Raw genomic sequence first — 23,962 nt, 5'->3', positions numbered from 1 at the left:
ATTGATGTAGGACACCCAAGGGCAAATGGCAGCCTGCTCACACCGGTTTTATCCTGTGTCATGGCCCAAGGCCGCACAAAGCCCGCGCCAAGCGCGCGGTGCCCTTAAGGCAATGCAGGAAGGTGCTTGTCGTTTTCAAAACCGCCCACTACGGTCTGACCAGGACAATGATCCAATAAGGGAGACAAAAATGAAAAAACTTCTGCTCGCCTCGGCTGCGACCGCGCTTTTTGCCGGGGCTGCTTCGGCTGAAGATATCAAGATCGGTGTGATCCTTGGCTTTACCGGCCCGCTGGAATCGATCACGCCGAACATGGCCGCCGGAGCTGAAATGGCGATGAGCGAAGTGAACGCTTCGGGCAAGTTCAGCCTTGGCACGCTGGTGTCGGTGCGCGCGGACTCGACCTGTGTTGACGCTGCCGCCGCAACTGCCGCCGCCGAACGTCTGGTGACCGCCGAAGGCATCAAGGCGATCATGGGGGCCGATTGCTCGGGCGTGACCGGGGCGATCTTGCAAAACGTGGCGCGTCCGAATGGCGTGGGCATGATTTCGCCCTCGGCCACCTCGCCTGCGCTGTCGACCGCCGATGATGACGGCCTGTTCTTCCGCACCGCCCCGTCGGATGCGCGTCAGGGCGTAGTCATGACCGACATCATCAAGGAACGCGGCTTTACCAGCGTTGCGCTGACCTACACCAACAATGACTATGGCAAGGGTCTGGCCGACAGCTTCCAGCAAGCGTTCGAAGCCGCCGGTGGCACCGTCACGATCAGCGTCCCGCATGAAGACGGCAAGGGCGATTATTCGGCCGAAGTCGCCTCGCTGGCCTCGGCTGGCGGTGAAATCCTTGTTGTGGCCGGCTATACCGACCAAGGCGGCAAGGGCATCATTCAGGCCTCGCTCGACTCGGGCGCGTTTGAAACCTTTGTGCTGCCCGACGGCATGGTAGGCCAGCAGATCGCGACCGATTTGGGCGCGGGCCTGAACACCTCGTTCGGCCAGTATCCGGGCACCGACTCGGCTGGGGCCGAGATGTATCAGGGCATGGCGACAGCGGCGGGCTATGATGGCACCTCGGCCTTCTCGTCCGAAAGCTATGACGCCGCCGCGCTGATCGCGCTTGCGATGGCAGCCGCGGGTTCGACCGAGTCGAAAGACTGGTCCACCAAGGTGATGGATCTGGCCAACGCACCGGGCGAGCCGATTTTGCCGGGTGAGCTGGGCAAGGCGCTGGAGTTGATCGCCGCAGGCCAGGACATCGACTATGTCGGCGCCACGGCTGTCGAACTGATCGGCGCGGGCGAAAGCGCCGGCAACTACCGTGAAGTGCAATTCAAGGATGGCGAAGTCGTCACCGTCAAATTCCGCTGATATGCTGATGATCGGCTGATTTTGCGGCCCGGGCCATTGACCCGGGCCGCAATTCTAACCATAAGCCGCGCCGCCCGAGATGGGAAAACCCATCCGACCCATATGGCCCGCGCAAACAGGGGAAGCTTGGATGATCGAGGTGATTGACCTCCACCGTCATTTCGGCGGATTTCATGCCGTTGATGGCGCCTCATTGAGGATTGCCACCGGATCGATCACGGGGTTGATCGGGCCGAATGGGGCTGGAAAGACCACATTGTTCAACGTCATCGCAGGCCGCCTGCCGCCCACCAGCGGCACAGTGCGGATGGATGGCGAAGACATCACCGGCCTGCCCCCGCATCAATTGTTTCACAAGGGCCTGCTGCGCACGTTTCAGATCGCGCATGAATTCGGCTCGATGACCTGCCTTGAAAATCTGATGATGGTTCCGGCCAACCAGTCGGGCGAAACGCTGTGGAACGCCTGGTTCAGCCGCTCGGCCATCAAGGCAGAAGAAGAACGCCTGCGCGACAAGGCGCATGACGTGCTGAAATTCCTGACCGTCGATCATCTGGCCGACCAGAAGGCCAGCCAGATCTCGGGTGGGCAGAAAAAGCTGCTGGAACTGGGCCGGACGATGATGGTGGATGCCAAGATCGTGTTTCTGGACGAGGTGGGCGCCGGGGTGAACCGCACGCTGCTGAACACCATCGGCGATGCCATCGTGCGGCTGAACGAAGAACGCGGCTATACCTTCTGTGTGATCGAGCATGACATGGATTTCATCGCCCGCTTGTGCAACCCGGTGATCTGCATGGCCGAGGGCAAGGTTCTGGCCGAGGGCACGGTGGACGAGGTCAAGAACGACGAACGGGTGATCGAGGCCTATCTGGGCACCGGGTTGAAGAACAAGATGAAAGAGGAGCACGCCCATGGCTGAGCCGTTTCTGATCGGGGATGCCATGACCGGGGGCTATGGCGGCGCCGACATTCTGCACGATTGCACCATCGCCGTGGACAAGGGCCAGATTGCCGTGATCGTCGGGCCGAATGGCGCCGGCAAATCAACGGCGATGAAGGCTGTGTTCGGCATGCTGAACGTGCGCAAGGGGGCGGTGCGGTTGCAGGGCGAGGATATCACCGCCCTGTCGCCGCAAGCGCGCGTGGCAAAGGGCATGGCCTTTGTGCCGCAAACCCACAACATTTTCACTTCGATGAGCGTCGAGGAAAACCTTGAGATGGGGGCCTTTCTGCGCCGCGACGACATTCGCGAGACGATGGAGCAGGTCTATCACCTGTTCCCGATCCTGCGCGACAAGCGGCATCAGGCAGCGGGCGAATTGTCGGGCGGGCAGCGACAGCAGGTTGCTGTCGGACGGGCGCTGATGACCAAGCCTTCGGTGCTGATGCTGGATGAACCCACGGCAGGTGTGTCACCCATCGTGATGGATGAATTGTTCGACCGCATCATCGAAGTGGCGCGCACCGGCATTTCCATTCTGATGGTCGAGCAGAACGCCCGCCAGGCGCTGGAAATCGCGGATCGCGGCTATGTTCTGGTGCAGGGGGCGAACCGCTTTACCGATACCGGAAAGGCGCTGTTGGCCGATCCCGAAGTTCGCCGCAGCTTTCTTGGGGGATGAAGGACGATGCACGGCGTTTCGTTCTTCATGCGGCGGCCTTTCTGGTGGTGGCCGCGGTGATGGTGGTGGTCAACAGCCTTGATTTTGGCCCAACTGCCCGGCCTGCGGGCCATGGCCCCGAAGACCTGCCCTTTGCCTGCGATCTGACGCGCGTGGGTGCGGGGCCCGATGACATGCAGGCCCGGATCACGCTGCAGTTCGACCATGCCGGGTCCGACGCCTTTCCCCATTGCGCCACACTGACGCGGGGCACCGCGCTGCGGCCGCGACCGGGGACCGAGACGCTGTGTTTTGCCCACCGGGCCGCCACACCGCAAGATCTGTGGGTGGATGCCGCCGGGGGGCAGTTGCGCATCTTTGGCACCGATGGCGCCAAGTATGTGAAACGCGAACGTGCCCCCGGGGTCGATGCCTTTGGCCCCGTCAGTGACATCACCTATACCGGAAGCTGTGGAGGCTGATCCCAGATGGATATTCTGAACGCCCTGGTGGCCTTTCTGAACTTTGTCTTCGTGCCCGGCCTTGCCTATGGGGCCCAACTGGCGTTGGGGGCCTTGGGGGCCACCCTGATTTACGGCATACTGCGGTTTTCCAACTTTGCCCATGGCGATACGATGGCCTTTGGCACCATGGCGGTGATCCTGTTCACCTGGTGGTTCCAGTCGATGGGCATCAGCTTTGGCCCCTTGCCAACCGCCCTGTTGGCGCTGCCCTTTGGCATCGCGGTGACAGCGGCACTGTTGTTGGGCACAGACAAGGCAGTGTATCGCTATTACCGCAGGGTCAAGGCGCCGCCGGTCATTCTGGTGATCGTCTCGCTGGGCGTGATGTTCATCATGAATGGCGTCACGCGCTTTATCATCGGGGTGCAGGACATCAACTTTGCCGATGGCGCCCGGTTCATCATCACGGCGGGCGAGTTCAAAACCATGACCGGCCTGCAAGAGGGGCTGGCGATCAAGGCGACCCAAGGGGTGACCGTGGGCGTGGCGATCATCGCTGTGGCGGCCTTGTTCTGGTTCTTGCAAAAGACGCGGACGGGCAAATCCATGCGGGCCTTTGCCGATAACGAAGATCTGGCGCTGCTGTCGGGCATCAACCCCGACCGCGTCGTGGCCGTGACATGGATCATCGCGGCGGCCTTGGCCACCACGGCGGGCACGCTGTATGGGCTGGACAAGTCGTTCAAGGCCTTCACCTATTTTCAGTTGCTGTTGCCGATCTTTGCCGCCGCCATCGTGGGCGGGCTTGGCAACCCGTTGGGGGCCATTGCCGGGGGCTTTGTCATCGCCTTTTCCGAAGTGATGGTGACCTATGCCTGGAAAAAGGTGGTGACCTATCTGTTGCCCGCCGATGCAGCACCCGAAGGCCTGCTGCAACTTATGTCCACCGACTATAAATTCGCCGTCAGCTTCGCGATTCTGATCATCGTGCTTCTGTTCATGCCGACGGGTCTGTTCAAGGGGAAATCGGTATGAGCAGCGCACAGATGACAGCCCAGACCACGGCCAACAGCCCCACCAAGAATGTGATGCTGTTCGTGGCTGTTGCGGCTCTTTTCGTTCTGACAGGCATCTTCCAAAGCTGGAACCTGACACTGGCCATTCTGAACATGTCGTTGATCTCGGCGATCATGGCTTTGGGTGTGAACATGCAATGGGGTTATGCCGGTCTGTTCTCGACCGGCACCATGGGCTTTACCGCACTTGGCGGGCTGGCGGTGGTCTTGGTGTCCTCGTCTCCTGTGCCTGGGGCCTGGGCCTTGGGCGGGGTTGGCATCGTGATGGGGCTGATCCTGGGGGCCATGACCATTGCCGCCGCGATCTTTGCCTATCGCCGTCTGCCCAAGGGCCGCGCCCGCAATCTGGGCACTGCGGCGGTGCTGATCGTGGGGTTCTTTCTGTTCCGCGCCGTGTTTGACCCGGCGGTTCAGGCGGTCGAGGCGAACAATCCGGCCACGGCGGGCAATCTGGGCGGCCTGGGCCTGCCGGTGTTGCTGGCCTGGCCTGCGGGCGGGGTGCTGGCGGCGGCGGTGGCCTGGGCCATTGGCAAGACAGCCCTTGGCCTGCGGTCGGATTATCTGGCCATTGCCACGCTGGGCATTGCCGAAATCATCATCGCAGTGCTGAAAAACGAAGACTGGCTGGGCCGCGGGGTCAAGAACGTGATCTCGCTGCCGCGCCCGTTGGTCGTGCCCTATGAGGTGGAATTGCAGCAACAGGCGGGCTTTGTGCAATGGGCGGCCAACTGGGGCTTTGACCCGGCGACGGCGTCGTCGATCATCGTCAAGCTGATCTATTGCGCGCTGTTCACCGTGGTGCTGCTGGCCGTGGTCTGGCTGTCGCAGGCGGCGCTGAACAGCCCCTGGGGCCGCATGATGCGCGCCATTCGCGACAATGAAGTGGCGGCCGAGGCGATGGGGAAAGACGTGACCCGGCGCCATTTGCAGATCTTCATTCTGGGGTCGGCCGTGATCGGCATGGCCGGGGCCATGATGACAACGCTGGACAGCCAGTTGACACCCGGCACCTATAACCCGCTGCGCTTTACCTTTCTGATCTGGGTGATGGTGATCGTGGGCGGGTCTGGCAACAACTGGGGCTCGGTCCTTGGGGGCTTTTTGATCTGGTGGCTGTGGGTCATGGTCGAGCCGATGGGCCTGTGGCTGATGAACACGATCACTGCGCCGATGGCCGAGGGCTGGCTGAAGTCGCATCTGTTGGACAGTGCGGCCCATATGCGGCTGTTGACGATGGGTATGGTTCTGCTGCTGGTGCTGCGGTTTTCCCCCAAGGGGCTGATGCCCGAAAAATAGGGCCCACGCAGGCAGATCTGACCGATGGAAAAAAGCGGCCTTGCAGTTCCCTGCAAGGCCGCGTTTCCTATGTATGACGCGAACCCTCTGGGCGGTTACGCCAGGCTGGCTTTCGACTTTGGAATGCGCAGCACGAAGACCGATCCGCGATCTTCCTCTGACGTAAAGGTCAGGGTGCATCCCAAAACCGCGGCAAGGCGTTGGCTGATGGTCAGCCCCAAGCCTATGCCCGAAATCACACCGTTTTCACGCCCCAGCCGATCAAACGGATCAAACAGGCGGTCCTGCACATCGGCTGAAATGCCATAACCCGTATCCGCAATCACCAGTTCCAGCCAGTCGGCATGGGCTTGCCGCACCGAGATGCTGACACTGCCGTCGGGGCGGTTATAGCGCACCGCATTGCCCAGAATATGGCCCACGATGCGTGACAGCAGGCTGGGGTCTGTCCAGACCGACAGGGGCTGATCCGGCAGATCCGCCTTGATGGTTACATTGGTTTTCAACGCCTCGGGGCGCTGATCTTCAACCGCTTCGGCCAGCAGCGGCGCCAGTGGAACGTCGCGCATCTTGTCGGACACCTGCCCCCGCTCGATCGCACTCATATCCATCACCTGCTCGACAATGCCCAGCAGATCGCGACCGGCCTTGGCCATGCCATCGACATGGCGCATCCGGTCGCCATCCAGCGGCTTGCCCGCCGACAGGCGCAGCAACTGGCTGTGGCCAAAGATGGCATTCAGGGGGGTGCGCAACTCATGGCTGACCGCCGACAGAAATGCAGCCTTGCTGCGGGCGGCGGCATCCAGTTGGGCCGCCATCTCCATCAGGTGATCATTGGCGCGCTGCACCTCTGTCACGTCTGATCGTTGCAAGGGCAAGGCCGTCTCGCCGCCGGCAATGCGCATCATGCGTTCTTCCAGATCGGCAAGCGGGCGGGCCATCACCTCGCTCATGGCGTTTGACCGCCGCCGCAGCACGGCAAAGAAACCCAGGTAAAAGATCACCAGCCCCACCAGCATGATCTGGTTAATATTCCACAAGGTTGTCCGCAGGCTGTAGGTTTCGGCCAGCAGGCTGGATTGGCTGGCCAAAGCGATCAGATGCCAATCGGTGCCCGCAACCGTGGACCATGACGCAATCATGGGCCGCCCCAGATCCACCCCGATCCCCCCCGTCGCCTCGGCCTCCATCGCCAAGGCCAGCGCGCTTAGATCGGCGCGCCGGAACAGGTTGAATTCACTTGGCTTGAACGTGTCTTCCAGAATGGCATGTTCATAGCTGTGTTCGATCAGCTCGGTCAGGCCCAGATCCCCCTCGGCCTGCGGTGGCAGCGCCAACAGCGTGCCATCGCGGCCAACCAGCATCGCATAGCCATCGCCCTCTAGTGCGATATTCAAAACCTCGGTGACGATGGCGCCAATGGTGACATCAATGCCCACCACGGCTTCAAGCTTTTCAGGCCCCATCACCGGCGCAATGGAAGACACCATCCACCCTGCCCCGGCCGGATCGATATAGGCATCTGTCCAGACAACCTTGCCCTCGGGGTTGTGTTCTGGGTCGGCCTCATAGTAGAAATTATACGTCGGAATATCCATTTTCGGCGGATAGGTCTGCATCACGTCGAAATAGGGATAGATCCGGTTCATACTGTCAAAGGTGTTCAGATACACCTGCTGAACCAACGGCTCGGCCTTGACGATGGCCGCCATGATCGGGTCCAGACGTTCGGTGCGTCGAACCTTTTCGATCTCGGCCTCGCCCACCGGAACAATGCCGCTGTAATACAGGGCAGCACCGCCATCATCTCGCGTCGTGTGAAACACCCCATCGGCAGACATGGCATAGCGATCCATCACCTCTGGGCCAACATCGGCCGGGCTTGCCAAGGCCCGCTGCGTTTCAGAGGCAAAAACATCGGTCAGCGACGCAACAGCTTGCAGCCGGGCCGAGATCGTTTCGGCCTCTCTTTGGGTGGCATCGGTCAACGCCTGGGTCGCAAGGCCCGTCACCGCCTCGGCACCCTTTTTGAACACCAATTCGCTGGTGCCCCAATAAATCGCCAGAAAGCCCACCTCGATCAGCAGCAGCGGCACAAGCGCCGCGCTGAAATAGGATTTCCACAGCCACTGCTTCAGCGGGCGTGGCCGATGGCCATCAAGGGATTTGTCGAAATAAGGCAAAAGGGGCACCCGCGTCTGAACTACTTCCTGTAACTAACAGGAATACCGACAAAAGAAACTTATCCGATTGAATAGCTTGGCCATGAGGGGCGATGTGCCACAGCCCGTTTCCGACATATTCTGTCGCGCGGTGACATGCCTTGCCCCGCCACTGGCGCGACTGTGGGGCAAAATCATGCAAGGGAGAGCCCCGTGAAAACCCATACCCGCGTGGTCGTCATTGGTGGCGGCGTTGTTGGCTGTTCGGTTCTGTATCACCTGACCAAGCTGGGCTGGTCGGATGTGATGCTGATCGAACGATCAGAGCTGACCTCTGGTTCAACGTGGCACGCGGCGGGTGGGTTTCACACGCTGAACGGCGACACCAACATGGCCGCCCTGCAAGGCTATACCATCCGCCTGTATAAAGAGCTGGAGGCGATCACCGGCATGTCTTGCGGTCTGCATCATGTCGGCGGCATCACCTTGGCCGACAATCAGGCCCGGTTCGAGATGCTAAAGGCCGAACGCGCCAAGCATCGCTATATGGGGCTGGATACCGAAATTCTGGGGCCGGAGGAAATTCACAAGCTGACCGACGGCATGGTCAATCTCGAAGGCATCATCGGCGCGCTTTATGACCCGCTGGATGGCCATCTGGACCCGTCGGGCACCACCCATGCCTATGCCAAGGCGGCACGGATGGGCGGCGCGGAAATCGTTTTGCACAACCGTGTTCTAGAAACCAACCCTACCAAAGACGGCTGGGAAGTGGTGACCGAAAAGGGCACCGTCACCTGCGAACATCTGGTCAATGCCGGCGGCCTGTGGGCGCGTGAAATCGGGGCGATGGCCGGGGTTTACCTGCCACTTCTGCCGATGGCGCACCAATATCTGGTTACCGACGACATCCCCGAGATCATGGACATCCTGAAATCGGGCCGCGAGTTCCCGCATGTGATGGACCCCGGCGGCGAAAGCTATCTGCGCCAGGAAGGCCGCGGCCTGTGCATCGGCTTTTATGAAAAGCCCTGCGAGCCGTGGTCGGTCGATGGCACGCCGTGGGATTTCGGGCATGAGCTGTTGAATGAACAGTTCGACAAGATCGAAGACAGCGTCAATTTCGCCTATCGCCGCTTTCCGGTGCTGGAACGCTCGGGCGTCAAGCGTGTGATCCATGGCCCCTTTACCTTTGCCCCGGACGGCAACCCGCTGATCGGCCCGGTGCCGGGCCTGCGAAACTATTGGTCGGCCTGCGCGGTGATGGCCGGGTTCAGCCAGGGGGGCGGCATGGGCCTTGCCTTGGCGCAATGGATGATCGAGGGCGAGGTTGAGCGTGACCCGCGCGGCTTTGACGTCGCCCGCTTCGGCAACTGGACAAGCCCCGGCTATACCGTGCCCAAGGTCATCGAAAACTATCAGATGCGCTTTTCGGTCAGCTATCCCAATGAGGAACGCCCCGCCGCGCGCCCCTTCCGCACCACCCCGATGTATCAGGTGTTTGATGGCATGAACGCCGTCTGGGGCCAGCAATATGGGCTGGAGGTGGTCAACTACTTCGCCCTGCCCGGCGAGCCGCGCTATGAAGAGCCCAGCTTCAAACGCTCGAACGCGTGGGAGGCAACCCGGCAAGAGGTGCATGCCCTGCGCACCGGCGTGGGCATCAACGAATTGCAGAATTTCGGAAAATACCGCGTCACCGGCCCCAATGCCCGCGCCTGGCTGGACCGTATCATGGCGGGCCGCATCCCCAAACCGGGCCGCCTGTCACTGACGCCGATGCTGGCCCATTCCGGCAAGATCATCGGGGATTTCACCGTGTCTTGCCTGTCGGAAACCGAATTCATGCTGACCGCCAGCTATGGGGCGCAGGGCTGGCATGGTCGCTGGTTTGAACAGAATGCCGCCGAGGGGGTGACGGTTGAAAACATCTCGGACGCGCGGTCGGGCTTTACCATCGCCGGGCCAAAGGCGCGCGAGTTGCTGGCCCGCGTCACCCGGTCGGATGTGTCGGCAGAGGCCTTCCGCTTCATGGATGTCAAACGCCTGACGGTGGGCATGGCCAATTGCATTGTGCAGCGCGTCAGCTACACCGCCGATCTGGGCTATGAAATCTTTTGCGACCAGATGTCGGTGCGTCACCTGTGGGATATGCTGATGGCGGCCGGGGCCGACCTTGGCATCCGCCCCTTTGGCATGCGTGCCATGATGAGCTTGCGGCTGGACAAATGGTTTGGCAGCTGGGGCCGCGAATTCAGCCCCGATTACACCCCCGCCGAAACCGGCCTTGATAAGTTCATCAACTGGACCAAGGATTTCATCGGAAAATCCGCGGCCGAGGCGGAAAAGGCCACTGGCCCGAAACGTCGCCTTGTTTCCTTTGTGGTTGATGCCGCGGATGCCGATGTCGTGGCGTGGGAGCCGATCTGGCTGGACGGTGCGGTTGTCGGCTATTGCACCAGCGGCGGGTTCAGCCACTGGGCTGGCAAGTCGGCCGCCTTGGGCTTTCTGCCCGCCGACAAGGTGCAAGATGGCCTGACGTGTGAGATCGAAATTCTGGGCGAGCGCAGAAAGGCCACGGTGCATCTGGCCCCCCTGTGGGATGATCAGGGGCGCATGCGGGCCTGATCGGCCCCTTGCACAGGCATCACGATCATCTGCGGTGAAAGGGGGGCAAAGGCCCCCCTTTTTCCGGTTCGCCTATTCCGCCGCCAAGGCACCCGGGGCCCCACCGGCCCGCAATGCCGCCAACAACGCCTCGCGCCGCTTTGCGGCCTTGCGCTGATTGGCCTCTTTCACCGGGCCAAACCCGCGGATCGTCAGCGGCAGTTCGGCCAGTTCGATCACGATGGCACGCGTCTCGGGGGTCAGCCTTGTCAGTGCCTCGGCCATGTCGGCTTCATATTCCGCGATCAGGGCCCGTTCCATCCGCCGCTCGGCAGTGCGGCCAAAGGGATCAAAGATCGTCCCGCGCAAGTGCCTGAGCCGCGCCAGAAGCCGCAGCAGCGGCAGACTGCGCTCGCCAAAGCGGCGTTTCATCGGCCGACCGTCAGACCCGGTCCTGGCCAACAACGGCGGGGCGAGATGGAAGGTCATGGCAAAGCCGTCTTCAAAGGTCTCGGCCGCCTTGTCGCGCGTGGTCAGCAACAGCCGGGCCACTTCATATTCATCCTTATAGGCCAACAGCTTGTGATAGCCCTTGGCCACCGCCAGCCGCAGGTCGCCGTCCTGGATCGGGGCAAGCATCGCCTGATATTTCCGGGCCAGCCCCGGCCCCTGATAGGCAACCAGATGCGCAACCCGCAGCGCCACCGGGTCTGGCGCCGGGGCCGTGGCCGCCTTGCCCGCCACCAGGTCTTGCGCCTGATCGGGGTGCACCATGGCCCAGCGCCCCAGATCAAAGGCCCGCAAGTTACGCTCGACCGCCGCGCCGTTCAATCTGATCGCCTGCCGGATCGAGCCCAGCCCCAAGGGCACCAGCCCCCGTTGCCATGCCGCGCCGAACACCATCATATTGGAATAGATCGCATCGCCCATCGCCACCCGCGCCAGTTCTGACGCATCAAACAGCGCCACATCCCCTTGCAACCGGGCCTGCACCGCAAGGGTCAGCCGATCCATCGGCAAAGTGAATTCGGTATTGCGGGTAAAGTCGCCGGTGATGATCTCATGGCTGTTCACCACCCCTTTGGTGCGCCCCGCACGGGTCAGGCCCAGCGTCTTGGCCCCGGCGCTGACCACCAGATCGCCGCCGATCAGGGCGTCGGCCTCTCCGGTGGCAACGCGCACGGCGGTGATATCCTCGGGCCGGTTTGCCAGACGGCAGTGGATATGCACGGCCCCGCCCTTTTGGGCCAGCCCCGCCATTTCCATCATGCCAGCACCCTTGCCATCAAGCTGGGCCGCCTGCGCCATGATCGCGCCCAGCGTCACAACCCCGGTGCCCCCGACCCCGGTGATCACCACATTCCAGGTGCCCGTGATCTGCGGCAGTTCGGCCAAAGGCAGATCGGGCAGATCCAGTGTCGCCGTAGGGGATTTGCGCAGCTTTGCGCCCGAAAGCGTGACGAAAGACGGGCAAAAGCCCTTAAGGCACGAGAAATCCTTGTTGCAACTGGATTGGTCGATGGCCCGTTTGCGCCCCAGGTCGGTTTCCACCGGCACGATCGAAACGCAATTCGACTGCACCCCGCAATCGCCACAGCCTTCGCAGACATCGGTATTGATGAACACCCGCTGATCGGGATCAGGAAAGCTGCCCCGCTTGCGGCGACGACGCTTTTCCGCGGCACAGGTCTGGATATACAGCAGCACCGATACCCCCGGCAGTTCGGTGCATTTCTGCTGGGCCTGCGCCAGATCGGCGCGTTCATAGAAAACCGCGCCGGGGGGAAAGCGGGTCAGATCGACCTCTTCCTTGGCATCATGCACCACCACGATATGCTTGACCCCAAAGGCCCGCACTTCGGCAGCAATGCGATATGCGGTCAGCGCGCCTTCATTAGGCTGGCCGCCCGTCATGGCCACGGCGTCGTTGAACAAGATCTTATAGGTGATGTTCACATCCGAGGCGAGCGCCGCGCGGATCGCCTGAAGACCGGAATGGTTATAGGTGCCGTCGCCTAGGTTCTGAAACACATGGCTGCGCGTCGAAAACGGGGCTTCGCCGATCCAGTTGGCGCCTTCGCCCCCCATATGGGTATAGCCGCTGGTGCCCCGGTCCATCCACATCGCCATGATATGGCAGCCAATGCCGGCATAGGCGCGGCTGCCCTCGGGCAAGCGGGTTGAGCTGTTGTGCGGGCAGCCCGAGCAGAAATAGGGCGTGCGGCTGGCGATTTCCTTGGCGTTGTCGCCGGCGCGGGCCTCTTGCAGGCTGGCAAGGCCGGCCCTTATGGCGTCAGTGCCCCGGCCCTCTTCGATCAGGATTTCGCCGATCTTTTCGGCCACCATCACCGGGTCCAGCGCGCCGCGCGTGGGGAACAATTCTTCGCGGTGCATGCCCCCCGCCCCGCCCTTATACCAGCCATAGACACGGCGGCCCCGGCGATCATCGAACAGCGCCTCTTTGATCTGCACCTCAATCAGCTTGCGCTTTTCCTCGACCACCACGATCAGGTCCAACCCCTCGGCCCAGTCGTGAAAGCCCTGCATATCCATCGGAAAGGTCTGGCCGATCTTGTAGGTGGTGATCCCCAACCTGTCGGCGGCAGCGGCGTCGATATGCAGCAGGCGCAGCGCATGTTCCAGATCCAGCCAGTTCTTTCCGGCGGCAACAAAGCCGATCTTTGCCCCAGACCGCCCCCAGACCCGCCGATCCATGCCATTGGCTCGCGAAAAGGCCTCGGCCGCAAAGCGTTTGTGGTCGATCATCCGCGCCTCTTGCGGCACCCAATGGTCATTCAGGCGGATGTTCAGCCCACCTTCAGGCATCGCGAAATCAGGCGTGACAAAGCGCATACGGTCGGGGTGGCCATCGACGATGCTGGTCACCTCGACCGTATCCTTCATCGTTTTCAGCCCAACCCAAAGGCCAGAAAACCGCGACAGCGCAAAGCCATAAAGGCCAAAGTCCAAGATCTCTTGCACCCCGGCCGGCGACAGCACCGGCATATAGGCATCCACCATCGCCCAATCCGACTGGTGGCACACGGTCGAGCTTTCGCCCGTATGGTCATCGCCCATGGCCATGATCACCCCACCATGGCGCGATGATCCGGCCATATTGGCATGGCGCATCACATCGCCCGAACGGTCCACCCCCGGCCCCTTGCCATACCACAGGCCAAAGACGCCATCATAGCGCCCCTCGCCCCGCAATTCGGCCTGCTGGGTGCCCCACAGGGCCGTGGCGGCAAGATCTTCGTTCAGGCCTTCGTGAAAGGTGATGTCGTTGGCAGATAAAATCTTTTCCGCCCGGTGCATCTGCTGATCCACCGCCCCAAGGGGCGAGCCGCGATAGCCGGTGACATAGCCCGCCGTGTTCAGGCCCGCTGCGCGGTCGCGCGCCTTTTGCATCAGCATCAAGCGCACCAGCGCCTGTGTGCCGTTCAGCAAAACGGGCGACACCTCAAGATCGAACTTGTCGTGCAGCGACACCTCTCGCTTTGTCATCTCGCGTCCTCCCCCCGCTGGATAAGGCCCTTGGCGCCCTGCGCTGCCGGGTCTGTCGCGGCCATGTTAGGTCATAAAGATTGACCTATAAAGCGCAGAGTTCAAGTTTAGCAAAAATACTGCCGCCGCGCGGCCTGCGCTGTTCACAATGGTGTTGGCCCCCCCTATCCGGCGTCAGCCCACTGCACCCATTGCCCGTGAAAGCCCGCCCGCCCCAAGGGCATGCACTGACCATCGGGCCACAGGGTCAGGGTCAGGCCAGCCCCCGGCTCGGCCCCGTCTGCCTCCATCCCGACCCAAGCCAAGGGGCTGTCAGGGCGGGCCAGTGCCCCGGCTTGCTGCATCGCCGTGGCGATCCGGGCCTGCGTCGCCGCGGGGAAATACTGATGCGCCACCGTATGAAACACCATATGGCACACCCCCGGCATCGGCTGGGCCAAGCGCTGTTCCAGCCACGGGGCCGCATCGCCGCAATCGACGACAGCGGGCGCTGCCCTGGCGATGTCCAGCGCGCCGGCCAGACGCTGCATCCGCGCCGGTTGATCTGGCCAGACATAGGCCATCAGCCGCGCCCCGTCTTGCGCCGGGTTCAGCGGGTTCAGATCAACGCCCCGGCGTTCCACAACCCGCACATCAGCACGCGGCGGCAGCGGCCCTGTCCATTCAGGCGCCAGATCAACGCCCCGGTCGGGGCCAGACTGCGCCTGCCCCAGATGCAGGCGGTAGTGATCAAAATTCAGGTTCAGCCCGGCACTGGCCCCCAATTCCGACAACCGCAACGGCAGGCCCGTCTTTGCGGTCAGCGCGCGGGCCGCGGCGATCAGCACCGCACTGCGCCCCACCTCGTTCGTCTGGGGTGGCAGGCGCACCCAATCGCACAGCCAGTCATCCCAATCGCGCAAGACGATGGCCACCTGCCGCGCCAGACCGTCGCCCCCATGCGGCGGATAGCAGGCGGCAAGTGCGGGCACATGGCCGGACCGCACCAGCGCATGCAAGCCCCCGGCCAGGCGCAGGGGCAGCGACGCGCCTTCGGGGCCGACCGCGCCTTGCCAGGCGTCATACAGCGCCGCCAGCCGGGGGGCCTGCGCCAGATGGGTGGGCAGGATCTGCATCAGATCGGCCATGAAGGCCGACCCCAACCCCGCGCAAGCCTGGGCTTGCCGTCCAAATGCCTGAAGCAATGCTGTGTTCATGCTGCACCTCTGCCCGTCAGAGTGCAGCCAGCCCGAAGATCGGTCAATCGACAAGATGCCTTGTGCTTTCAGCTTGCCCCAACGAACAAGCTGCGCCACGCTGGCCCCCGATCTGTTGGAGTGACCATGCCCCCTGCCTTGCAAATCCTTGTTCTTGCAGCCGGAAGTTCATCGCGCATGGCGCCGCGCGACAAATTGCTGGAAACGGTTGACGGACGGCCCCTGCTGGAACGGATCACCCGGTTTGCCGTTGAAACCGGCGCTTTGGTGACAGTCGTCTTGCCGCCCGACCGACCCTTGCGCCGCGCGGCACTGAGCCGCATGCCGGTCAGAAAGGTGATCGCACAGACCGCCGCTGAAGGCATGGCCGAAAGCCTGAAGGCCGGGTTGGCCGAGATGCCCACGGGGGGGGGCGTGATGCTGCTGCTGGCTGACATGCCCGAACTGACAAGCGAAGATCTGAAAACCATGATAGACGCCGCACGGGCCAACCCCGATGCCATTTTGCGCGCCACCTCGGACCAAGGCCAACCGGGGCATCCGGTGATCTTTCCGGCCAGCCTGCGCGACAGCCTGATGCAGATCACGGGCGATCAAGGCGCCCGCGATCTGATTTCTGCCCATCAGGACAGGCTGATCCTTGTGCCCCTGCCTGCGCAACATGCCGTTACCGATCTGGACACCCCCGAGGCATGGTCGCAATGGCGCCAGACCCGCAGGCCCCCTGCCGGGGCAAGCTAGGGCGGGCAGCCGGCCCGTCAGGAAACACCCCTCAGGCCGACAACATCACCTTTGCCTCATAGGCGCGCAAACTGGGGCGGGCCGCAGGATAGCTGTGGGGATTGGCACCCAGTTCCGGGAACAGTTCCAGCACTTCGTCGCGTTGCGCATCCTGCATGCCCGACAGCACCGTGGCCCCCGGCTGAAAGCTTTCGGTCCAGCAGCCGTCGGAATGGACGATTTCGTGCTGATCAAACATCAGATGCACATAGGTGATGCCCTTGGTCAGCAGTTGCTGAACGCCCGGCATCGCTTCCAGATGGCCAGCGGCCACCAGCACCTCACGCTCGCCAAACAACATCTCGGGTTTCGCGCCTTCGATCAGCAGGCGGTGCTGGGGGGAAACCAGCATATCACGATTTGGCATGCCCGGCCCCAAAGCGCCCTTCGCGATTCGGACGGGGCGCAGGTTCGGGCGGATCACCAATTCCGCCAGGCTGAGGGTGCGGCTGCCCACCCAACGCACAGGTTGCATCCCATTGTCACGGGTCAGAACCAGATCACCAACTTGCAAATCTTCAACCCGGCAGGGGCCCAGAGGCGTCAGGATCATCGTGCCGGGGGTAAAGCAGGGCACAACCGTCTCGATGTCGGTAAAGGTCATCGTGCCGATGACATTGCCAAAGCTGTCCAGAAACTCGACCGTGCCGTTCTCACGGTTGTTCGGATCAAAGATGATGTTGGTGTTGGCCTTGCCCCAGGCCGTCAGATCCAGCACATCTTCGTCAGTGCCGCCACTGCCACCGGTGACGGTGTCACCGATGCCGCCAAAGATCGTGTCCTGATCGGCGCCACCATCCAGAAAGTCTGGCCCGTCGCCGCCGTCCAGAATGTCGCGGCCCGCGCCGCCCAGCAGGGTATCGCTGCCCGCCCCGCCATAAAGCAGGTCGTCATTGTCGCCGCCGTCCAGCGTGTCATTGCCCAAACCGCCATACAGGCTGTCATTCCCGGCATCGCCGAACAGGCTGTCATTGCCATCGTCGCCCGAGAGAGAGTCGGCCCCGGCCCCGCCATACATCGTGTCGGCATCAGCGCCGCCGAACAGGATGTCGTTTCCACCTTCTCCCCACAGCAGGTCGGCCCCGGTGCCACCATAAAGGGTGTCATTGTCGGCCCCGGAAAAGATCGTGTCGTTGCCAGCATCGCCAAAGATCAGGTTCTCGCCCGACAGCGTGCCGCCGATCTGATCGTCGATGAAATCATCGCCATTGCCGCCATAGACAGTGTCATTGCCAAGACCCATCTCGATGGTGTCGTTTCCGTCGCCACCATAGATTTGATCGGCGCCGTCACCGCCTGTCAGGCTGTCATTGCCCGCCCCACCAAAAAGGCTGTCATTCCCGGTGCCGCCATCCAGCGTGTCATTGCCTGCGCCGCCATCCAGCGAGTCGGCCCCATCGCCACCCGAAAGGCTATCGGCCCCGTCACCGCCCAACAGCGTGTCATTGCCCAGACCGCCATCCAGCGTGTCATTGCCGAGGCCACCATCCAGCAGGTCGGCCCCATCGCCCCCCGACAGGCTGTCATTGCCATCCCCACCGCGCAGCGTGTCGTTGCCGATGCCCCCATCCAGCGTGTCGTTGCCCGCGCCCCCATCCAGCGAGTCATTGCCCGAACCGCCGAACAGGACATCGTTGCCGATCCCGGTCGAGATCGTGTCGTCACCATCGCCGCCGTCAACGACATCTTCATCCGTCGCCACCGCTTCAAAGCGGATGTCCGATACCTGGATAAGCTGGCCGTTGGTAAAGCCGTTGTCATACTCGATGGTGATCCGTGCCACCGGGCCGGGGATCGTGACAAGAACCGACCCTTCGGCATCGGTGGATGAATTGTTGCCCTCGGCGGCAATGACGGTATTGCCACTGACCGTATCAGACCCTGCGGGCGTCAGAATGACGGTGATTTCGTTGCCGTTGGCGTCATAGGCGCGCACGGTGACACGGTCTTCCCAAGACCCATTCACCCTATCTATGTCGGCAAGCCGGAACGAAACATTCTCTACAGTATTGGCGAAACCAGACCCGGGAACCGAGGCAAAATCGATCGTTGTGGTCGAGTTGTCATTCGCGCCTTGACCATAGATGAAGAGGCTTGAGGTCGGATTGAACGTCTCACCCGAGGCAACATAAATCGAGGACGAGGACTCAACTGAAAACTCGGTCGCCGCCCCGTCATTGACGAAACCGACAGAGACCTGAATGCCGCCGGTATCCTGCACGACGCCGCCAGCGATATTGGCCTCGTCTGCGCCGGCCAGTGACCAGTTGAAATCAAGCGAGGTGTTCGCAGGTTGCGACGACACACCTGCATCAATGCTGTCATTGCCAGCACCGCCCAAGACGGTATCACTGCCCGCCCCGGCGCTGATCGTGTCATTGCCGGCACCGCCGTTGATCAGGTTGTCCCCGGTGTTGCCCGTCAGATTGTCGTTAAAGGCGCTGCCGGTGATGTTCTCGACCTGGCTGATGGTATCTGTGCCAGTGGCTGTGCCCGTGGCCGAGCCCGTGGCAAGGTTTACCGTAACGGCCGAGGTCGAATCCGAATAATCGACGGTATCGACCCCATCACCCCCAATGATCGTGTCATTGCCAGCACCGCCATTCAGCAGGTCGTTACCCGCCCCGCCCTCGAGAGAGTCGTTGTCGGCCCCGCCATAAAGGCTGTCGTTGCCATCGCCCCCGAACAGACGATCGGCGCCCGCCTCGCCGTAGATCAGGTCGTTGCCGCCTTCGCCCAACAGGCTGTCATTTCCGTTGCCGCCGAAAACGGTATCATTCCCGGTGCCGGCACGAACCGTATCATTGCCGCCGTTGGCATAAATATCGTCGTCCGCCGACGTTCCCGTCAGAGTATTGGCGCTGTTGTTACCTGTAATCGTCGCCATTCTGGCGTCACCCTCGAAACAATCCTTGCATCAGCGGGGTACTGTTCGAAGGCGGCACATCTTTGGCAGATGATGGCCGGAAGGTGGCCAGAACAGGGTAAGTTTCTGTTTGGGCATCAGTCGCGTCGGGCAGGCCACTGCCGCAAACCCGCAAAAGCCCCTGCAAAGGCCACAGTCGCCAAGCCGTTGACCTGGCCACCCCAACCAATGACAAAGGGGCCCTTGCGGGCCCCTTTACCAACGGATCAGGCGCTTTTGGCACCAACCCGTGCTGCATAACTCTTTGTCAGCGCAACAGAAGTCGTGCTTCGTGTTTCTTCAGCGTCTTGCGGGCAGCCTGATACGACCCCAAGCCAGCCTCGGTCTTCAATTCGGGGAACAATTCAAAGATCTCGGTCCTTTGAGCATTGCCCAAGCCCTTGAGCGAATAATCCCCCGGCTGGAAACTTTCCGTCCAAGCCCCGTTCGACAGAACCACTTCGTGCTGGTCAAACATGAAGTGGACATAGGTCGTGCCGACCGACTCCACCTGATGCACGCCTTTGCCGCCGATCAAGTGCTTGGCGGCCACCAGAACCTCATGTTCATCGAAATACAGCGCCGTGCGGTCGTTCGCGACCAGAACCCGGTGGTTCGGCGACAGCATCATGTCGCGCTCGGGCAGACCATTGCCAAGGCTGCCCGCCTTGACCATCACAGGCCGCAGATGCGGGTTGGCCGCAAAGTCATGCCAGCCCATCTGCCGCGCCCCCGCCCAACGGATTTCCTGAATGCCGTTGTCGCGGGTGATCACCTTGTCGCCGACGCGCAGGTTTTCAACCGGCACTTCGCCACGCGGTGTGGCAATCATGGTGCCGGGCGTAAAGCAGATGATGTTTTCGATATTGGTAAAGGTTGCCGTGCCAATGACATTGCCTGCGCCATCCAGATATTGCACCGTGCCATCAAAGCCGTTGCCATCACTGTCGGCCACCCGATCAACGATCCGATGCGGACCCGAGTTGCGCAGATCCAGCACATCCTGGTCAGAGCCTTCGCCATTGCCGCCGCCATAGACGGTATCGCCAATGCCCACACCGGTGATCGTATCTTCGTCGAACCCGCCATAGGCCACATCGGCCACCCCATCGGGTGTGCCGTCGGTGCCCAGATCGAGCAGGTCGCGGCCAAAGTCGCCAACCAGGGAATCCGCACCGTCGCCGCCCAGCAGCGTGTCGTTGTTCACGCCCCCGTCCAGCGTATCATTGCCCAAGCCACCGGTCAGCAGATCATCGCCATCGGCGCCTGCAAGCACATCATCGCCGGTGCCGCCATCCAGCGTATCATCACCCAGACCACCGTCCAGGCTGTCATTGCCAGCACCACCGAACATCAGATCGTCGCCGGTGTTGCCTTCCAGCATGTCGTTGCCATCGTCGCCGTGCAGCGTGTCATCGCCATCGGCCCCCAGCAACTGGTCATTGTCCACACCGCCAAAGATCAGGTCGTCGCCCTGATCCCCGCTGATCGTGTCGTCATCATCCATGCCATAGATGGTGTCATTGCCAAAACCACCCACGATGCTGTCGGCATTGTTGGCAGGGCGCAGATCACCCCCATCGTTCGGAATGTTGATCACATCGGGGAAGGTCAGATCCAACCCGCCATAGATCAGGTCATCACCGCGCCCACCGTCGATATAATCATTGCCTTCCGAGCCGATGATCGTGTCAAAGCCCGAGTTGCCATACAGCGAGTCATTGTCGAACCCACCGTCGATGTAGTCATTGCCGTTGCGGCCAAACACCCGGTCGGCATCGTCGCCGGTAAAGATCGTGTCGTTGCCATCGCCGCCATAGACGGTATCCAGATCGTTCAGCGGATCGGTATCCGCGCCATACAGCCCCGGATAATCAATGTCGGGCAGCGGGTTGGGCCCACGGGTGTCGATATAATCATCGCCATCTTCGCCAAAGACAATGTCCTGGCCGTCGCCCGTCAGGATCGTGTCATCACCCGCGCCGCCATGCACGCTTTCAGACCCGTCGCCGCCAAACACCTCATCATCGCCTGAACCGGCAAAGATCGTGTCATCGTCGCGGCCGGCAAGGATGGTGTCATTGCCATCGCCTGCCACGATGCTGTCGGCATCGGGGCTACTGCCCGGCAGAATGGCATCACTGGCATCTACCTGATCGCCATCCGTCGGATCGACATAGCTTTCGTCGATCAGATCATCGCCGGCAGTTCCGCTGACAACGCCGTCGCGGCCAAGGCCACCCACGGTGACAACGACCTGGGCATCATCCGTCACGGTGCCGTCGGTCATCGTGTAGGTGATCACGGCCGAGCCCACGAAGCCTGCCGTCGGGGTAAAGGTCAGTGACCCATCGGGGTTGACCGCAACCGTGCCGTTGGGGGACGTCGGAGTGCCGACGATCGACAGGGTATCGCCATCGATATCCATGTCATTGCCCAGCACATCAATCACCACCGGCGTATCCAGCGGCGTTGCTGCGGCATCATCCACAGCCTCGGGCGCATCGTTGACCGGGTTCACCGTCACGGCCACCGTGGTGGTCGAGGTATTCCCGTCTGGATCGGTGACGGTGTAGGTGATGGTATCGGGGCCGTTGAAATGCATATAGGGCGAGTAGGTGATCGTCCCGTCCGAGTTGATCGTGACTTCGCCATTCTCGGCCGTGGCCGAAGTGACCGTCAGCGGCTGATCGGTCGGATCGGTGTCATTGGCCAGAACGTCAATGGTCGGGTCCGTGTCCTCATCAGTCACCAGCGTGTCGGGGTTTGCCGTCGGGCCTTCGCCCTCGGGGACCAGCACGTTTTCGATTTCGACAAAGGTCATGGTGCCGGTCACGGCCCCCAGATCGTCCAGAAACTCGACCGTTCCGTTTTCATTGTTCAGCGGATCAAAGGTCACACGCAGCGGGCCTGCGCCGCGCAGATCAAGCGTGTCGAAATCGTCGCCGGTCTCGCCCCCCTCGATCACATCACCTGCGCTGCCGCCAACGAACACGTCGCGGTCACCACCGCCATACAGGCTATCGGCCCCATGGCCACCGATGATCACATCATTACCGGCATCCCCCATGATGATGTCATCATCAATGCCGCCATCCAGCAGATCATCGCCCAACCCGCCCGAGAGTGTATCGGCATCGTCACCGCCATAAACGGTGTCATTGCCCATGCCACCCGCCAGCAGATCGCGGTTGTTGTCGGCATCGGGGTCGATATCGTCGGTCAGATGGGTCGGATCGGTGGCATCCTCGCGGGTGCCGCCATAGATGACGTCATTGCCCAAATCGCCCGTGACTGTGTCATTGCCTTCGCCGGCTTGGATGGTGTCATCACCATCATTGCCCTGCACGCTGTCGTCATCATCGCCGGCATGCACAAAGTCATTGCCGCCGCCTGAAACGATCACGTCATTATCGTCACCGGTAAAGATCGTGTCGGCCCCTGCCCCGGCATCCACAGTATCGCGGTCGTCGGTTGGGTTGGTATCGGCGGTGTAAAGGCCCGGAAAACTACGGTCGGGCGACGAGTCGTCACCCGGCGCGCGGGTGTCGATATAGTCATTGCCCAAGCCAGCGTTGACCGAGTCATTGCCCGCGCCAGCATTGATCACATCATTGCCATCAAGACCTTCCAGCGTGTCGTTGCCGGTTCCGCCATCCAGCACATCGTCACCAAGGCCGCCGTTCAACAGATCGTTGCCCGCCCCCCCGAACAGGGTGTCTTGGTCGGCGCCACCGGCCAGCGTGTCATCGCCAGCATCGCCATGCAGAATGTCGCGCCCGCCGTCGCCCGTGGCCACATCGTTGCCATCACCGCCATAGACCAGATCATCCCCGGCAGCGCCGGTGATGTCGTCATTGCCAGCCAAAGCAACCACGGTGTCATTGCCCGCACCGGCCAGAACGATGTCGTCCTGCGGGGCCTCGCCTGGCAGCAGCGCGTCAGAATTGTCGATGCGGTCGCCCTCGGGGTCGCCCAGATAGGCCAGATCAATCAGATCATCGCCCGAGGTGCCTTCAACCAGACCATCGCCCACAGGGTCGGTCGGTGTGTTGTCAACCGTGTCAGAGATCGAGAAATACTCGACCGCCCCTTGGAAATGGCTATCGATATTTGCCAGCGTTCCGGCAGGCGAATTCGCCTGATCGGCTCCGATAATCCAGTTGCGACTGTTGTCGCCCATATCCATCGTCAGGGTATTGGGCACATCATCGGTGTAGTTGGTTCCGGTCGTCAGGTTTTCAATCTGAACCGTCCCTCCCTCGCCGCCGAAATCCCATGAATACGAGACGTTGATTTCGTCGCCTGGTGTGTAAAAACCTACATCAGTTGAGAAAACCTCTGACCCTGTCGCCGTTTCATGCGTGATCTGGATCACCCCGTCAGGCAACACTTCAATCCGATAACCGCCTTGGGTCGCCCCGGCGCTGTCGCGCGACAGAACGGTGCGCGTCACATCAAGGTTAGTAGCAGGGTCCAGCGTGAACTGGATTTCCAGCGTGCCACGGTCCAACTGGAACACCGGGTCGTTGATGAATTTTACAATATCGTCCAAACCATCCAGCACAGCCTGATTGCCGTCAGAAATTGCGCCGTTGTAATAAACGCCATTCTGCGCGCCATCGGCTGATGCACTGTCAACGGCTACGGTCGTTGGGTCATTCAAGTTATAAAGCGCGAACACAGGCATCTTCAATTCCTTACAGCAGCAGAGACGCGCCAAAACGCACCCCGGAACACTGCCCCGGCCCCCCATGGACCAGAGCCACACGCTCGTTCCGGCATTCTCTGCGACCGGAGCTTCGCGCTACCCGGCCCGCCGCTTGAAAGACAAAGGATCTTGCCCGCCGCCCCAAGGGCGCCAGTCAAATAAACGTCAGCGCCCGGGGAAACCCCCGGCCAGCCAAAAATCCCTGTCCTGGTGCTTGGCAGCACACTGTCACAAGACGACCGCCCCCACGGCCAAATGTCTTACTCAGTTAGACGCCTT

Annotated in this window: 13 protein-coding genes; 8 read left to right on the top strand and 5 right to left on the bottom strand. The window is 61.7% G+C overall.

Translation table 11 applies throughout. The features are described from left to right. Positions 1–190 precede the first annotated feature (190 nt). The 6 genes from V3C85_RS09170 (at position 191) to V3C85_RS09145 (ending at position 5,812) form a co-directional block, all read left to right on the top strand. The gene (locus V3C85_RS09170) at positions 191–1,372 is read left to right on the top strand and encodes an ABC transporter substrate-binding protein (protein WP_331794785.1); all 1,182 of its coding nucleotides are present in this window, start codon (positions 191–193) and stop codon (positions 1,370–1,372) included. Between the two features lie 130 nt (positions 1,373–1,502). After that, positions 1,503–2,294 (top strand): ABC transporter ATP-binding protein, encoded by a 792-nt coding sequence (locus V3C85_RS09165; RefSeq protein ID WP_331794784.1) that lies wholly within the window; start codon positions 1,503–1,505, stop codon positions 2,292–2,294. Beyond that, positions 2,287–2,997, top strand: coding sequence for an ABC transporter ATP-binding protein (locus tag V3C85_RS09160; RefSeq protein WP_331794783.1), 711 nt, complete (start codon positions 2,287–2,289; stop codon positions 2,995–2,997). The genes V3C85_RS09165 and V3C85_RS09160 overlap by 8 nt, the downstream gene beginning before the upstream one ends. After that, complete coding sequence (locus V3C85_RS09155; protein ID WP_331794782.1) at positions 2,994–3,458, top strand: hypothetical protein; 465 nt, start codon at positions 2,994–2,996, stop codon at positions 3,456–3,458. The genes V3C85_RS09160 and V3C85_RS09155 overlap by 4 nt, the downstream gene beginning before the upstream one ends. A gap of 6 nt (positions 3,459–3,464) precedes the next feature. Then, positions 3,465–4,475: a branched-chain amino acid ABC transporter permease gene (locus V3C85_RS09150; RefSeq protein WP_331794781.1), complete on the top strand. Its 1,011-nt coding sequence runs from the start codon at positions 3,465–3,467 to the stop codon at positions 4,473–4,475. Beyond that, a complete protein-coding gene (locus V3C85_RS09145) occupies positions 4,472–5,812 on the top strand; it encodes a branched-chain amino acid ABC transporter permease (protein WP_331794780.1) in 1,341 nt (446 codons plus the stop codon). Before V3C85_RS09150 ends, V3C85_RS09145 begins: the two co-directional genes overlap by 4 nt. Before the next feature lie 95 nt (positions 5,813–5,907). Here V3C85_RS09145 and V3C85_RS09140 read toward each other — a convergent pair whose 3' ends face one another. Further along, complete coding sequence (locus tag V3C85_RS09140; protein ID WP_331794779.1) at positions 5,908–8,007, bottom strand: sensor histidine kinase; 2,100 nt, start codon at positions 8,005–8,007, stop codon at positions 5,908–5,910. A 183-nt stretch (positions 8,008–8,190) separates the two neighbouring features. Between V3C85_RS09140 and V3C85_RS09135 the strand changes: the two genes are divergently transcribed. Further along, on the top strand, positions 8,191–10,605 hold the full coding sequence (locus tag V3C85_RS09135) for a GcvT family protein (RefSeq protein ID WP_331794778.1): 2,415 nt from the start codon (positions 8,191–8,193) through the stop codon (positions 10,603–10,605). A gap of 72 nt (positions 10,606–10,677) precedes the next feature. On the opposite strand, the gene V3C85_RS09130 is transcribed toward V3C85_RS09135, so the two are convergent. Continuing rightward, positions 10,678–14,091 carry an indolepyruvate ferredoxin oxidoreductase family protein gene (locus V3C85_RS09130; RefSeq protein ID WP_331794777.1) on the bottom strand — a complete coding sequence of 1,138 codons (3,414 nt, stop codon included), beginning with the start codon at positions 14,089–14,091 and terminating at the stop codon, positions 10,678–10,680. 164 nt (positions 14,092–14,255) lie between these two features. Beyond that, the gene (locus V3C85_RS09125; protein WP_331794776.1) at positions 14,256–15,287 is read right to left on the bottom strand and encodes a DUF2332 domain-containing protein; all 1,032 of its coding nucleotides are present in this window, start codon (positions 15,285–15,287) and stop codon (positions 14,256–14,258) included. A gap of 126 nt (positions 15,288–15,413) precedes the next feature. On the opposite strand from V3C85_RS09125, the gene V3C85_RS09120 reads away from it, so the two are divergent. Continuing rightward, a complete protein-coding gene (locus V3C85_RS09120; protein ID WP_331794775.1) occupies positions 15,414–16,028 on the top strand; it encodes a nucleotidyltransferase family protein in 615 nt (204 codons plus the stop codon). A gap of 31 nt (positions 16,029–16,059) precedes the next feature. On the opposite strand, the gene V3C85_RS09115 is transcribed toward V3C85_RS09120, so the two are convergent. After that, complete coding sequence (locus V3C85_RS09115) at positions 16,060–18,954, bottom strand: Hint domain-containing protein (RefSeq protein WP_331794774.1); 2,895 nt, start codon at positions 18,952–18,954, stop codon at positions 16,060–16,062. Between the two features lie 286 nt (positions 18,955–19,240). Next, on the bottom strand, positions 19,241–23,662 hold the full coding sequence (locus V3C85_RS09110) for a Hint domain-containing protein (protein WP_331794773.1): 4,422 nt from the start codon (positions 23,660–23,662) through the stop codon (positions 19,241–19,243). Positions 23,663–23,962: the final 300 nt, after the last annotated feature.

The sequence above is a fragment of the Pseudotabrizicola sp. L79 genome (genome assembly GCF_036553525.1).
Taxonomy (GTDB): domain Bacteria; phylum Pseudomonadota; class Alphaproteobacteria; order Rhodobacterales; family Rhodobacteraceae; genus Pseudotabrizicola.
The sequence above is the reverse complement of the archived record's forward strand: the minus strand, read 5'-3'. Positions and strand labels throughout refer to the sequence as shown.

Excerpts from the sequence above, each read along its gene's own strand:
- V3C85_RS09170 (WP_331794785.1), top strand. The coding sequence starts at position 191 with ATGAAAAAACTTCTGCTCGCCTCGGCTGCGACCGCGCTTTTTGCCGGG.
- V3C85_RS09165 (WP_331794784.1), top strand. The coding sequence starts at position 1,503 with ATGATCGAGGTGATTGACCTCCACCGTCATTTCGGCGGATTTCATGCC.
- V3C85_RS09160 (WP_331794783.1), top strand. The coding sequence starts at position 2,287 with ATGGCTGAGCCGTTTCTGATCGGGGATGCCATGACCGGGGGCTATGGC.
- V3C85_RS09155 (WP_331794782.1), top strand. The coding sequence starts at position 2,994 with ATGAAGGACGATGCACGGCGTTTCGTTCTTCATGCGGCGGCCTTTCTG.
- V3C85_RS09150 (WP_331794781.1), top strand. The coding sequence starts at position 3,465 with ATGGATATTCTGAACGCCCTGGTGGCCTTTCTGAACTTTGTCTTCGTG.
- V3C85_RS09145 (WP_331794780.1), top strand. The coding sequence starts at position 4,472 with ATGAGCAGCGCACAGATGACAGCCCAGACCACGGCCAACAGCCCCACC.
- V3C85_RS09130 (WP_331794777.1), bottom strand. The coding sequence starts at position 14,091 with ATGACAAAGCGAGAGGTGTCGCTGCACGACAAGTTCGATCTTGAGGTG.
- V3C85_RS09125 (WP_331794776.1), bottom strand. The coding sequence starts at position 15,287 with ATGAACACAGCATTGCTTCAGGCATTTGGACGGCAAGCCCAGGCTTGC.
- V3C85_RS09120 (WP_331794775.1), top strand. The coding sequence starts at position 15,414 with ATGCCCCCTGCCTTGCAAATCCTTGTTCTTGCAGCCGGAAGTTCATCG.
- V3C85_RS09115 (WP_331794774.1), bottom strand. The coding sequence starts at position 18,954 with ATGGCGACGATTACAGGTAACAACAGCGCCAATACTCTGACGGGAACG.
- V3C85_RS09110 (WP_331794773.1), bottom strand. The coding sequence starts at position 23,662 with ATGCCTGTGTTCGCGCTTTATAACTTGAATGACCCAACGACCGTAGCC.